9 protein-coding genes are annotated in these 14,593 nt (G+C 44.3%); 4 read left to right on the forward strand and 5 right to left on the reverse strand.

Going from position 1 to position 14,593, the window contains the following annotated elements:
* Positions 1-144 precede the first annotated feature (144 nt).
* Complete coding sequence (locus ACUVJL_RS24710) at positions 145-984, forward strand: Tab2/Atab2 family RNA-binding protein (protein WP_445248255.1); 840 nt, start codon at positions 145-147, stop codon at positions 982-984.
* Between the two features lie 139 nt (positions 985-1,123).
* Here the strand turns inward: ACUVJL_RS24710 and ACUVJL_RS24715 are convergent, their stop codons facing one another.
* Positions 1,124-1,330, reverse strand: coding sequence for a hypothetical protein (locus ACUVJL_RS24715; protein WP_333123411.1), 207 nt, complete (start codon positions 1,328-1,330; stop codon positions 1,124-1,126).
* 209 nt (positions 1,331-1,539) lie between these two features.
* On the opposite strand from ACUVJL_RS24715, the gene ACUVJL_RS24720 reads away from it, so the two are divergent.
* Both ACUVJL_RS24720 and ACUVJL_RS24725 read left to right on the forward strand, forming a co-directional pair.
* The gene (locus ACUVJL_RS24720) at positions 1,540-2,412 is read left to right on the forward strand and encodes an S-methyl-5'-thioadenosine phosphorylase (RefSeq protein WP_445248256.1); all 873 of its coding nucleotides are present in this window, start codon (positions 1,540-1,542) and stop codon (positions 2,410-2,412) included.
* Positions 2,413-3,020: 608 nt separating this feature from the next.
* Positions 3,021-4,658 carry a flavin monoamine oxidase family protein gene (locus ACUVJL_RS24725; RefSeq protein WP_445248257.1) on the forward strand — a complete coding sequence of 546 codons (1,638 nt, stop codon included), beginning with the start codon at positions 3,021-3,023 and terminating at the stop codon, positions 4,656-4,658.
* 285 nt (positions 4,659-4,943) lie between these two features.
* Here the strand turns inward: ACUVJL_RS24725 and ACUVJL_RS24730 are convergent, their stop codons facing one another.
* From ACUVJL_RS24730 to ACUVJL_RS24745, 4 genes are all read right to left on the reverse strand, one after another.
* Entirely contained in the window at positions 4,944-6,350 is a 1,407-nt protein-coding gene (locus ACUVJL_RS24730; protein ID WP_445248258.1) for a SagB family peptide dehydrogenase, read from the reverse strand.
* A gap of 8 nt (positions 6,351-6,358) precedes the next feature.
* Positions 6,359-8,605 carry a TOMM precursor leader peptide-binding protein gene (locus ACUVJL_RS24735; protein WP_445248259.1) on the reverse strand — a complete coding sequence of 749 codons (2,247 nt, stop codon included), beginning with the start codon at positions 8,603-8,605 and terminating at the stop codon, positions 6,359-6,361.
* 194 nt (positions 8,606-8,799) lie between these two features.
* On the reverse strand, positions 8,800-9,006 hold the full coding sequence (locus tag ACUVJL_RS24740; protein ID WP_445248260.1) for a hypothetical protein: 207 nt from the start codon (positions 9,004-9,006) through the stop codon (positions 8,800-8,802).
* A 190-nt stretch (positions 9,007-9,196) separates the two neighbouring features.
* Positions 9,197-9,532, reverse strand: coding sequence for a hypothetical protein (locus tag ACUVJL_RS24745; protein WP_445248261.1), 336 nt, complete (start codon positions 9,530-9,532; stop codon positions 9,197-9,199).
* A 245-nt stretch (positions 9,533-9,777) separates the two neighbouring features.
* Here ACUVJL_RS24745 and ACUVJL_RS24750 point away from each other — a divergent pair.
* On the forward strand, positions 9,778-14,593 hold a 4,816-nt coding region (locus ACUVJL_RS24750; protein WP_445248262.1), incomplete at its 3' end, for an ATP-binding protein.

Consider the following 14,593-nt stretch of genomic DNA (forward strand, 5'->3'; position numbering starts at 1 on the left):
TCCCACAAACTTGTGGAAGTTATTTAATTCTCATTCCTTAGAATATATCGCTCGAAGTTTTTTCTCACGAGATCGGTATCCTATCGCAGTGGCCACAGGCTATATTAAAATGATCGAGTTGTAGATTTTAATTTTTAATTATTTATGCGTATTTGGGAAGCCGATTTTTACCGCCGCCCTCTCCAAGACGACACTGGCAAACCACTGTGGGAACTCTTAATTTGCGACTCGGAAGGCAGTTTTCAATTTAGCGCTGTTTGTCGCCAGGGGGCCGCAAATTCTAATTGGCTAGCCTCGCAGTTGCAGCAGCAAGCTCAAACCCAAAATTGGCCCGACTTGATTCAAGTATTTAGACCTCAGTCTCTGGGCTTAATCGAAGCTGCGGGCCAAGTTTTGGGTGTCAAGGTAGAAGCGACTCGGCGGACTGCGGCTCTGAAATTGTTGCTGCAACAACGCGCAAAAGAATATTCGAGTATGCCTAATTATACAGGTGAAGCTTACAGTGCGATCGCCCTCGACTCGCCGCCGCCCGTACCCTTACCCGAAAACCTCTGGGGCGATGGCTGGCGTTTTGCTTCCCTACCCGCCGGCGACATTGAAGATGCTTTCCAAGGGCGTCCCCTGCCAATTTTGGAAATGCCAGAATTGCTGTTACCGCTGAATTTGGGCTTGGCCTCAACAGTACCCGTACCGGGAGTTGTGATTGACGGCGGACGCCAGTCTATGCGGTTGGCTAAATGGCTTCAGGATGCCAAACCTTTGGCTTTGAATTATATCGCTGGAGAACCTGACGGATTGATATTAGAAGCTGGGTTAGTAGATAGGTGGGTTGTGGCTACTTTTGAAGATAGCGAGGTGAAAGCAGCGGCCCAAATTTACCAACAGCGCAAGCAATTAAGTAAAGGATTACATTTTTTGTTAGTGCAGCCCGATGATAGTGGCATGACTTATACAGGCTTTTGGCTGCTGAATTTTGATCGATAAGATGTAAATAATATTTTTGTGATGTCGCGCGCGCGCCGAAAAATAGTAAAACACTGCCCGAACTCAGTTCCAGCAGATACAGACTCAAACACAACTTTTAAAACAGCTTCTTGAGCAAGCAAGACATAGTGCGACCCATTTATTCTACCACTAAAATCAATCCGTTTTGGATGCCCTGACACACTCGGTGGATGTGAGACTGGTCTTTCTCGTTAAGACCTTTCTGGGCTAGCATTGCTGACTTCAGCAGCCGTCTGTCAAGGGGGGTAATTTGGCGAAAAGCAAAGATGCGCTCGACGATCGCCTCGATCGAGATTTTGGGAACGTTAGCAGAGCTGACTGTCATGGTCTTAACACGCTAAAAGTACGTAACAGAACTATGTACCTTTATTTTTAAAGATTTCGTGAAGTCATACTGTGATTAATATCACATACTTTTTGTGACAATGTAGTGTATGCCCGGTGACGGTTGTCACGAAATCTTCAATTATCTTTACCCCAACTTAACGATGGCCCGATAGAATCACTCTTGTAAAACTCAGGCAGACAGTAAAAATGGCACAAGCAAAGATCGGAATTATCGGCGGCAGCGGTTTGTATAAAATGGAGGCCCTGAAGGAGATTGAAGAGGTAAAAATTGATACACCTTTTGGATCCCCATCGGATGCCGCAATTGTGGGAACTTTGGACGGTACGCCCGTAGCATTTCTGGCTAGACACGGCCGCAACCACACTTTTTTGCCCTCAGAAGTGCCTTACCGGGCAAATATTTATGCTATGAAGAGTTTGGGAGTTGAGTATTTAATCTCAGCGTCGGCGGTGGGTTCCCTGAAAGCAGAGGCGAAACCTTTAGATATGGTAGTGCCGGATCAGTTTATCGATCGTACAAAAAATCGAGTTTCTACCTTTTTTGGAGAAGGAATTGTTGCTCACATCGCATTCGGCGATCCGGTTTGCCGCGAATTGGCTAAAGTATTGGCAAGTGCGATCGAATCCTTGAACCTCCCCGACGTTACCCTGCACCGGGGCGGCACTTACGTCTGCATGGAAGGCCCCGCATTTTCCACAAAAGCAGAATCCCACCTTTACCGTAGTTGGGGAGCGACAGTCATCGGGATGACAAATTTGCCCGAAGCAAAATTAGCCAGAGAAGCAGAAATTGCCTACGCAACTTTAGCATTAGTCACCGATTATGACTGCTGGCATGAGGATCACGACAGCGTAACAGTAGAAATGGTAGTTGCCAACTTGCACCGCAATGCAGCAAATGCCCAAAAAGCCATTCAAGAAACAGTCCGGAGGTTAACAGAAAATCCCCCCGTTTCCGAGTCCCATTCAGCTTTGAAATATGCAATTCTGACTCGGCTGGATCAAGTGTCTGCCGCAACTCAAGAGAAAATGGGTTTGCTATTGCAGAAGTATTTGTAGTTGAAATTGAAGCGGTAATCATCAGGTTATGCGTGATTCCAGATGTGTAAGGTGCGCACTGCGCACCCTACATCATAGGGAGAAAGCAGAAATATTTGGGGTCTAATCAATATCAAATCGAGGCGAATTACTATTTGCCAATGACTGATCATATTACGATAGTTCCTTCTCTTTATGTAATTGGCAATTTGAGTAATTGTAGTGACAATCCAATGGTGTTTGTGCGTCACTTACGAACCTAGTTTAGTTTTTAAGGGTGATGGGAAAAGGGTAGAAGTGGATTTTTTTTATGCTAGCCTTTTGAGACTGGGAATTACAGTGAGGTAAGAGGTAGGGACACCGCACCGTGCCCATTGGTGTAAACTGCAATCTGAAAGCCCCTCTGAGACTTAAGTCCCTGTCTAATAGCTTAAGTCCTCTCAAGAGGACTAATTAAGTTTAAAAGTCTTCTTAGTCTTCTTCAGAGGACTTGCTCTTTGAGGCAGGGGTTTTAACCCCTGTCGGACTAAGAGTTTGACCCTAAGTTGACACGCTTTGGGTTCTTGGAGTGTCCTGACGCGGATTGATCGATAAGTAATTTTTTCAGGTGGTAATTTTACTAGGAATTTATGATTAATAGTGCAGTTGATTCAAATCAAATCATTGATGTTGCAGTTGTGGGTGGTGGTGTTTCTGGGGCCTACGCTGCTTGGCGGTTAGCATATGGGCACAAATCTTCTAAGATTCGTCTCTATGAATTGAGCGATCGCATTGGTGGCCGGTTACTATCAATGACAATGCCGGGGATGCCTCATGTTCAGGCTGAGTTTGGTGGGATGTATGTGACGGAATCTCAGACTATTGTCTGGGAATTGATTAAGTTGCTGAACCTCAAGACAACACTTGTTGACTTTAGTAGTCCAGGAGTACGGGCATATATTCGGGATAGGCATTTGTTGATGAGTGAATTTAACCAACCGGATAAAGTACCTTATAATTTACGGCCGGATGAAGAAGGTAAAATTTATGAGGAATTGTTCGATTTGGCTGTTGGGCGGGCGATTCCAGGGAAAGATTTAACTCCTGCTTATTTTGCTTCCGAAGAGTGGAAGCGCGATCGCGAAACGCTGAAAATTGACGGTCAACACTTGTATGATTTGAGTATTTGGGAAGTGTTGCTGAAGGAAATTAGCAACGAGGCTTATAATCTCTGTTTGGATACGGGCTTTTTCTATTCGCAATTGGGTACTTGGAATGCGGCTAGTGCGATCGCTACGAATATATCTCTTCCCTTCAGCGATAGTTGGTACATGATGGCTGATGGCTACCAAACATTACCGAAAACCCTTGCGACAGAATTTGATAGAGAGGGTGGGGAAGTTTGCCTAAATCATCGCTTAAAAACCTTCGATCGCACCTCTGAAGGACTGATTAGGTTAAATTTTGTCGATCGGGCTGGCCATTCCCTCCCGCCTGTGTTCGCGAAACATCTGATTTTGGCAATGCCGAAGCGATCGCTAGAACTGTTGGCTGTAGAAAATCAGCAGAATTTCCTATTTAGCAATTCAACTTTTCAGAAAAATATCCAAACCGTTAGCAGCGATCCCGCTTACAAACTTTTCCTCGGCTATCATCATCCTTGGTGGCATCTACTAGATATTCAGGGTGGTACTTCAGCTACAGATTTGCCCATGCAAAAGTGTTACTACTTCGGTACAGAAAGCGCACAAGGGGGCGATACCAATAATCACAACTCGCTATTATTAAGTGTTTTTTCTGATAATATTGCAGCGGGTTTTTGGCAAACAATGGCCTATAATCCAGAGTATCCAGAAAAATGTCCAGCTTTTCGCGGAGAACTAGCCGAAACACCAGAATTGAGAGCTTTTATAAAAAGTGATGGTTGTATAATTATAGACCCCTTAGTTCCTTCTCAGAATATGGTACAGACGGCCCAGCAACAACTCAAAGCCCTACACAATTTAGCAGATATTCCAGAACCTTATACCGCCCTTTATATCGACTGGCAAAAAGATCCCTACGGGGGTGGATGGCACTATTGGAACCCCCGCTGCCAGCCTTGGGAAGTGATGAAACAGATGCGACATCCGATTCAGGGCGCTAATGTTTATGTCTGTGGGGAAGCTTATTCAAATATGCAAGGATGGGTACAAGGAGCGTTGAATAGTGCAGAATTAATGTTAGAGGAAAACTTTAACTTGAGTCGGCCTGCATGGTTGTCACCTAGTTATGATTTGGGGTCATAAAAATCATTTTAATTTTCGTCAATCCCCGTAGTAGGGACATAGCGCCGTGCCCATTGGTGTCAACTTAAGACTGAAACCCCTGATAAATCTCGCTTTTAGCCCAGTCTAGATCCCCCTAAATCCCCCTTAAGAAGGGGGACTTTGAGAATATTCCTGTCCCCCCCTTATTAAGGGGGGCTAGGGGGGATCTAAGTTTAATAGTCAAACCCCCGAGTCTGTGACTGGGTTAGAAGTTAAGTTGACACCAATGGGCAGTGCCCTGTCCCTACCTGTATAGGAAACTAATTACCGACTTCCTAAGATAAACTCTCCCACTGAGGATTCTGCAAAATAATCGCATCCTGCTGCTGCTGCAAATAACTCGGAATTTCCCGCGCCAACTCCCGACGGCGCGAGATTCATTGCTGTTGCCACTAAATACATGGTTTGATACAAAACCCCAACGTGCTTTAATATCAGACTATAGGCCATTGATTCATAGCCCCAACTTACTCTCGAAAACCGAGAGGATAGCAGAATTAAAATCTGTGGTTCTCCTTCTATCTGTACTGAGAAACCTGCACTTTTTAGCAAGGCTTCTACCTGCTTTGTTTTCCCAGAAATTTTACAAAGTTGGTGATCTTGAGGTGCATAATAATACAACCCAGAATCAATATTTTCACAGAAATTGATAGCAGTATAAATCTCTAAATCGTAGCAAGCGCCTCCCGTTGGATAAGGCCTATTGCTACAATCCATGTTATCTCTGGGGACAATCTCGCGCAATCTCGCGGAACGATAGAGAAATTCTCCTAATTGTTCAACAGTAATCGGCTTCTCTCCATGTTGCCGAATTGATTTTCTTTCTTCTAAAATTGCTGTAAAAGGTCTATCTATTTGTTTCAAACTATCGAGGTTGGGTTTATAAAGATTAATAATCTCGTTGGATGGTTTGTCTTTGAGCACGGGTGTCGGTTCGATTTGCCCTAAAAATCGAAAGGTTTTACCAATCAGATTGGAATGTCTGCCGCCTCGACTGCGGGAGTGAAATAATAAATCGTGAAATTCCCATTGAGTTAGAGTTTCACTTTGTTCTAAGCTGCTATTGTTGTTAACAGATGATAGCACTTCAGTAGCTAACAAAAAGCTGATAAATAATCGGGCAGTGGCTTCAGAAATCCCCGGAATTTGGGTTAAATCCGAGATGGCTTTAGGTTGCGAGAGTTCGTTGATTAAAGCTGCACTGCGCCAATCTTCGAGGATAATTTTCGCTTTGGAAAGGGGTGATTCTACAACAAGATGAGATTTCTCTGAGTGGCAATAGGCAAAGCGTGAAAGTTGATAGTTATTATCAGTAATTGTCTCTGATAATTGCCATTTATAGGGTGTGGCTATGGGGACGGCTGTAGCGATCGCACTGCCGTCTATTTCTAAAGTATGGTAAACTAAACCCAGGAGGACAAATTGTTCTAGGTAGTAGTAGAATTTAGCGAGGGCGGAACTGCCATCGGTAGAAACTACCAGTTGAGTTAGGGCTGTTTCGGTTGCGCCTGCGGTAGAAATAATTTTAATCGCGGCGACAATTCCGGGGGAGAGTTTGTTGAGGTTAAATTCGATGTAGGGTGATTTTAAAATTAAGCCTTTTTCGGCATCCTCAATTAGAGAAATTTCTGGTTTAAAAGTTAGGATAATTTGGGGTATGGTGTCACTCATAATTAATCTTAAAAGAATATGGGAAATGGGTTTATTTGGTGTTCCGGGATGGGTGCATCTCGCCAGCCTAATTTAACGGGAATGTCATAAAGTCGCCCTGGTGCTAAGCGCTTCCAAAAGTGCCGCATTCCTGGTACTATGACTTTAATTACATTTAACCCAATGTCTGGCCTGGTTTGATCTAAAACAAAGGTTTCTAAGCCTAATGTTTCAGCTATTTTTACGCACTTTTCAACGTCTGCTTTTAAATCATCGCTGGCTAAGGGGGGATAGTCAGATAGTAATTTTAAAGGTTGAGAAGTATCGGGCGTTAAATAAGATTTATTTTCTAGGGTGGCGGTTTTGTACCACTCAACGCTGAGGCCGTCGGAAACGCCGTAATTTGTGCTACCATCGCTGTTGAAGGTTAATACTGCGGGTAAAGATTGATTGACTTCTGTTAAAGCGCGAGATAGGGCAATTTTGGGATCGAAATGTGCGCCAAAACCAAAAATAATGTCTTCGATTTCTCTGTCGATGCGGTGAGAAAGGGCGGCAAAAACGGGGATGTTAAAATCGGTGGTGAGGTCTAAAACCCACAGCGATCGCTCTATACTTTGATAATAGTTTCTGAGTTCTTGAATGTAGGAATCGTTAAAGCTATCTAAATCAACGGCAGGGACTTTAACCCGATTGTACCACCACAAGGCAACGCTATCTCGCTCGACTAATTCCATAAACCCTTGCAAAATTGCCTCTTCTTTGGTATTGCCGGCGGCGGCACCGTTGGAGTCCGCCCAACAGTCGGGTTTTTCGGGTTTGGGATAGCCGTAATAACAGTAAGCTGTGGGTAAATATTTGACTCGTTGATGAGTTAATGACCAAATTGGTGTCCAGTCAATTTCTCTGCAGGCATCGAAGGGTTCCGGGACTCTTTGAAAGAAGCTTTTACAGGTTCTATTCCAGTCGTGGCGAGTGCTATATTGTACTTCACTAAAACCCATGCAATCATTGGGGTGAATGGCGGTTTCTCCCATTGTTTGATAGCTGCCTTTTTGTCGAATTTCGTCGCCTTGAAATACGCCGGAATATCTCTCAATGGCTTCTCCCAAGGCGCTGGCTTTGGCTTGTTCGTCGGTTTTGCCTTTGCCGGCACTTCTGCCGCGTAAGTTTTGTTTGAGGAAGTACAAGTCATCGAACATCGTAGCGAAATTGTGGCCGGCTAAGTAGTTCGGTGTTAAAGCATTGGCTGTTTGGGGAATTTTGAGTAAACCGCGCACAACTCCGGTTATGGGACTGATTTGGGTGTCAAATTTTTGCAGGGTTTCTGTTGGGGAAAAGCCGCGATGGCCGCCGTCGGTGGTAAAGGTTTTTTTCTGGCTTTGGAGGACAAAGGGCTGGATTTCTTGCGGCGGAGGTGAACCGCATTCGGGGCATTGGGGGCGTTTAGTTATGGTGTGGTTAGTGGTTTTGAGGGTTTTGGTGTCAAAGGTAATTATTGTATTTTCTAAATTTTTATTGTTGCCTTGGACAATCCATTTGGCTAGTTCTGTGGCGGCTAAATTGAAACTTATTTGTAGGGTAGCAGGAAGGTAAGATGGGGGTGTTAATAAGAGTTTTGTTTGATGTTTTTGACGCTGAATGAAGCTTTGGGTGGGGCGATTTGCTCTCAGGCGTTGGGCGAGACATTCCCAGCAGGCGGTGGTTTTGGGGTGGAAAATCGGGCCGGTCCAAATTGTTGAAGCTGTAGGTTTTATCAGTAGCCAAGGGTTGCCAGTTTGGAGGGCTTTTTGGTTGAATTCTCCCAGTTCTGGTTGCAGGTAATCATCGGTTAAGATTAGGGTGATTTCTGCGGTGGTTGAAGTTGTTTGAATGCCGAGGGTTTCTAGGGCGCTGATGCAGGCTTGTGCTGGGATTTTGCTGTAGGAAATGACCGCTACTTTGAGGGATTGTAGGCGCGATGTGGCTTGCTGAGGGGAGATGTTTAAAAGGGTGTAGAAGGCGGCGGTTTCTTCGGGGAGGGAGGTGTCGTTTTCGATCAGGTGGCCTTGTTTTTCTAGCAGGGCTAGGGTATAGTAAATTTCAGCGGGTGAGGCTTGACTTCGCAGTTGGGCGACGATTTGATCTGGGGTGTTGTGGCCGTTAATTAAGGGGGTTAATAGTTCGTAAAGGTGGCCTGAGAGGACGAAGGAATCTGACTCGGATATTAGGAATACTCCCACCGATTTGATGATTTCGACTGTGAAGCAATTTTTAAACTTTGGTTGGTAGAGCATCCTGAAGGGTGTTTAATATAATTTTTGAAGGGATTTTAGTACAGAGTTAGATTTTTATAATCTATAAAAGTCTCGTCCTCTTGGCCACCCCGTCGCAGCCAACTCTCCTCAAGCAGCCCCACGGAGACTAGAAGCCAAGCGGGGCCAAAAAACTGGCAAGCTACGGGTGTAGCCGGAGGTAAGCTAAAGGGACTTTAGCACTTAGGAGCCAAACCAGGAGCTATCTCTGCTCGACCTTCCAGCCAATCACTAATCTGTGCATCTGTCAGATCATCAGGCTTTTTCGGTAATGGCATATCACCAATCATCGTACCTTCAGGAACGCCACTTAACCAAGCCTGGGCGATCGCCTTCGACATGGACTGTTCACTCGCCGTCAAATCTTGTTGTACAACAGACATAATATATTCCTCTGTTAGATACACCTAATCTTGTTTAGGCAATTAATGGTGATACTCTACAACAGTCTCATCCTTTTTGCCACCCCGTCCCAGCCAACTCTCCTCAAGCAGCCCCACTGCGACTAGAGAGCCAAGCGGGGCCGAAAAACACGCAAGCTACGGGTGTAGCCGGAGGTAAGCTAAAGGGACTTTAGCAAGAAAAGGGCGGAATTATTCCGCCTGGGAATCCCTCAGTCCGCCCCTCAAGCCAACTGCTAATCTGTTCGTCTGTCAGACCATCGGGTTTGGGAGGCAGGGGTAGGATATAAATCACCGTTTCCCCTCGAGTACCTTGAAGGACGGGAACTGCATCGGGAGCCTGATCGATGCGGACTTCTACGAAGTCTTCCAGAATTAATCCATTGTCTCGGAGCGTGGCTGCAGGCTCGTTGACTAGGCGCCTATACAACGCTTCATCTAACCAGGCCTGACCTATCAATCGGGCTATTTGTGTTTCCCAACTTCTCCAATCCTGCGGAAATGCCATAAGTTTCTCCTAGCTCCCTTTTGTGGGAAGTAATGGATCTTGCTGCTATTGTATAGCAGAGGTGTGCAATGCACTTCACAATAAAATAACGGAAGTAGGTTCGGATAAATAATGCCTATTTACTGCAAGCCTTTTGATAATGGTATAAAATGTGAATTTTTACGGACTTTCGCGATGACACAGGGGTTTTCGCTCCCGATAGGCTAATATCACCAACAAGCACAATACCCACCAGCGCACACACTATGCTCGGACTTAACGGATATCGTATTGTACAAGAAATTCACAGCGGCGTAAAAAGTCTGGTTTATCGAGGCTACCGCGAACGCGACCAACAACCTGCGATTGTTAAATTCCTCAAGTCCGAGTACCCCACCCTTGAAGAAGTTACCCGTCTCAGAAATGAATACAAAATTGCCCAACCCCTTGACTGTCCCAGCATAACTAAAGTCTATAGCCTAGAAAACTATCGTAACAGCTTTGCCCTGATCTTAGAAGATTTTGGCGGCTCCTCCCTCGACCAGTTACTTACTAACCAAACCTTACCTGTAACAGAAGTTCTGAGAATTGCCATTGTCTTAATAGATGCCTTAGATTATTTGCACCGCCATTCGATTATTCACAAAGATATTAAACCGGGCAATATCATTATTAACTCTACCACAGGCGAAGTCAAACTTACTGACTTTAGCATTTCCTCCCGCCTGCAACAAGAAAATCAATCTGTGAGCAACCCCTCAAAACTGGCGGGTACTCTTGCCTATCTCTCCCCAGAACAAACGGGGCGAATGAACCGCTCGGTAGATTACCGAAGCGACTATTATTCTTTAGGAATGACTTTATACCAAATGCTCGCGGGTCAGTTACCTTTTGTCACTGAAGACCCAATGGAATTAATACATTTTCACTTAGCTAAACAGCCTTTACCACTTTGTGAAATTAGAGAAGTTCCCCAAGTTATTTCTGATATTGTAATTAAACTCTTAGCTAAAACCGCCGAAGAGAGATATCAGAGTGCAGCGGGATTAAAATTTGACTTAGAAACTTGTTTAAATCAGTTGCTTGCTACGGGAACAATAGCACATTTTGCCATTGCCACCCGCGACAAAGGTAGCCAACTCCTGATCCCACAAAAACTTTACGGCCGCGAACAGGAAGTAAGAGAATTATTAGCCGCCTTTGAAAGAATTAGCCAACCCTGTGTCACCCCCAACCCCCTTAGTAAGGGGGCTTTAGAAGAAGAGGAATCCACTCTTACCCCCCCCTTACCAAGGGGGGCCGGGGGGGTTCAAAGCCATGCCGAAATGATCCTCGTTTCCGGCTATTCCGGTATTGGCAAAACCGCCATTGTCAACGAAGTTCACAAACCCATTGTTCGCCAGCGGGGTTATTTCATTTCCGGCAAATTTGACCAATTTAACCGCAACATTCCCTACTCAGCCATCATCATCGCTTTTCAAACCTTAATCAACCAATTACTCACAGAAAATGCCACCCAAATTGCCAGTTGGAAACATCAACTTTTAGATTCCCTCATCCCCAATGCCCAAGTCATCATTGATGTCATCCCCGAAGTACAATTTATTATCGGCCCTCAGCCCGAAGTGCCGCAATTAGGGCCAACAGAATCACAAAACCGCTTCAATCGAGTTTTTCAACAATTCCTCAAAGTCTTTTGTCAGCCCCAACACCCCGTTGTGCTTTTTTTAGATGACTTACAGTGGGCAGATTCAGCCTCCCTGAAACTGATGCAACTGCTGATGAGCGACTCTGATAGCCAATATTTATTAATCATTGGAGCCTATCGCGATAACGAAGTCAACCCCACTCACCCTTTAATTCAAACCTTAGAAAAAATCCGCGAATCTGGAGCTAATCTCAATAAGATCACAGTTCAATCTTTAGCTATCAATCATGTTAGCCAACTGATTGCCGATACTCTCAATGAATCCGCAGCCACCAGACGCATTCAATCTTTTTCAGAACTTCTCTTTAGCAAAACCCAAGGCAACCCTTTCTTTTTAACCCAACTGTTGAAAACCATGACCTCGGAAAACCTCCTCAATTACGAAACCGGCAGCGATAGATGGCAATGGGATCTAGAGGCAATACAAGCCATTGGCATTACCGATTTAAACATTGTCGAACTGATTGCCAGAAACATTCAAAAGCTACCAGAGGTTACTCAAAAAGCCTTAAAACTTGCCGCTTGTATTGGCAACACTTTCAACTTAGATATTTTAGCCATTGTCAACGAAGAATCAGAATTAGTAACGGCGGCGCAGTTGTGGCCAGCGCTTCAGGCGGGTTTGATTTTGCCCCTTTCGGAAGCCTACAAAATTCCCATGGTATTTGTCGAGTCGGAATCTGAAGCAGTGCAGCTACAAGATGTGAAAGTAGATTACAAATTTTTGCACGACAGAGTGCAGCAATCTGCCTATTCTCTGATTCCCGAAACCGAGAAAAAATCAACTCACTTCAAAATCGGTCAATTGCTGCTGCAAAATACAACGCCAGAAGAACGCAAAAACAATATTTTTGCCCTGGTTAATCAATTGAATTTTGGCATAGAGGCAACCACAGAGGAATTACCTCTACTGGCCACACAATCTGACAAAAACCTATTAGCAGAACTGAACTTTTTTGCTGGTCAAAAAGCTAAAGCATCCGCAGCATTTGAAGCTGCTGTTAATTATTTTAATATTAGTTTGGGACTGCTTGCTGTTGATAGTTGGCAGAGTGATTATGACTTGACGCTGCCTATCTATGTGGAAACCGTAGAAGCTGAATATTTAAACGCTAATTTTGAAGAGGCGGAACATCTTTTAGAAGTTGTGCTACAAGAGGCAAAAACCCTTTTAGATAGGGTAAAAGTTTACGAGGTTAAAATTCAGTCTTATATTTCTCAATACAGGATGTCAGAAGCCATAGAGACAGGGCTGGAAGTGCTGGAAAAATTAGGGATATCGCTGTCTCAAATGTCGGAAGATCCCGGAATTTTGATTCAGATAATTGCTATAAAAATGGCTGAAGAAAACAAACAAATTGAGGATTTAGCAGACCTTCCCGAAATGACAGATCCTTATCACTTGGCCGCAATTCGGATTCTTTTAACTGTTACTTCGGCTGCTTTTATGACGAATCCTGCCTTACTATCTCGGCTTTTATTGGCAATGGTGGATCTCTGCTTAACTTACGGGAATCCTCCTTTAGCTGCTGGCGTGTACGTTAGTTATGGTGTCTTTTTGACGGCTTCTGGAGATATTGATTCAGGATATAGATTTGGTCAACTATCTTTAAGATTGCTGGAGCAATTTAATGCCAAAAATATAAAAGCAATGGTTGTACAGTGCTTTAACTCACATATTAGACACTGGAAAGACCATGTTAGGGAAACCATAGACTCTTTGCAAGAAGCTTTTAATAGTGGGCTAGAAACAGGAAATTTAGAGTATGCCTGCTATGCAACTTTGAGCTATCACGATCATAGATTGTATTCGGGAGGCGACTTAGAATCTCTCGAAGCTAAAAGTCAAGAGATTCTGTCTTTGATTCAAAATCTTAAACAAAATTATTCTATTGAAATTTTAAAGACGATCCGGCAGGTTATTTTAAGTTTACTGGGTCAGTCAAACAGACCAACTGAGTTAACTGGCGATGAATATAATGAACAAGAGTCTCTTAAAGCTGCATTGCAAATGAATAACTATTATAACTTATTTTTTATATACACTTTTAAAACCTGCCTTTCATATTTATTTAAAGAACCAGAAGCCGCCGTAGAGAATGCTCGAGAAGCAGATAAATATAAAGCACCTGTTGGCGGTCTGATGGTAACAGCACAACTCAACTTTTACTACTCCCTCAGCCTCCTCGCTCAATATCCCAACGTCAGCGAAACCGAACAGAGAAAATATCTCGAACAAGTAGCCACCAATCAAGAAAAAATGAGATTTTGGGTAAATAACGCCCCCACCAACTATCAACACAAATACGAGTTAGTAGAAGCAGAAAAAGCGCGAATTTTAGGAGACTACCCCGCAGCCATAACCCTCTACGATGCTGCCATTACCGGAGCCAGAGAACAGCAATACACCCAAGAAGAAGCCCTCGCCAACGAACTCACCGGAGAATTTCACCTAACTCGCGGTCAAGAAAACATGGCCCGCTTCTTCCTCCTAGAAGCATACTACTGCTACATCCGCTGGGGAGCCAAAGCCAAAGTCAAAGACTTAGAAACCCGATATCCGCAATTCTTCGCCAAAATCAACGCTCAAAAACCCGCAGAAACCAGCCTCACCTTAGCCACCATCATCACCAGTAGCAGCAATTCCGAAGGATTTGACCTAGCCTCCGTCTTCAAAGCCGCCCAAGCCATCTCCAGTGAAATAGTCCTCAGTGAATTGCTGACAAAACTAATTAAAATCGCCATTGAAAATGCCGGCGCACAAACCGGATATTTGCTGCTCAAACACTCCAACACATTCACCATAGAAGGCGTCGGACAAGTCGAAGGCGACAATATTACCCTATCACTCATTCCCCATCAGCCCCTCGCCGAAGTCCTCCCCATGAGCGTCATCAACTATGTAGAAAGAACCCAAAAAAGTGCCGTCTTAAACAATGCTACCACCGAGGCAATCTTTGCCACCGACCCCTATATTGTTGCCCATCAAACCAAATCCATACTCTGTACTCCCATCATCAATCAAGGTCGCTTCATGGGTGTAGTTTATTTAGAAAATAACCTAGTAGAAAATGCCTTTACCTCAGCGCGAATAGAAGTTTTAAAACTTCTATCTGCCCAGGCATCTATAGCTTTAGAGAATGCTACTTTGTACCAAACCTTAGAGCAAAAAGTAGAAGAGCGCACCGCACAATTAGCCCAAGCTAATAGAGAAATATTGGTTTTGAACGAACGGCTAAAAGTAGAAAACCTTCGCATGAGTGCCGAACTAGACGTAACCCGCCGCCTGCAACAAATGATTTTGCCTCAACAGCAGGAATTAGAGTCAATTGCAGGGCTAGAAATTGCTGCATTCATGGAACCGGCTGAGGAAG

The sequence above is a fragment of the Microcoleus sp. OTE_8_concoct_300 genome (assembly GCF_031383065.1).
Taxonomy (GTDB): Bacteria; Cyanobacteriota; Cyanobacteriia; order Cyanobacteriales; family Microcoleaceae; genus Microcoleus.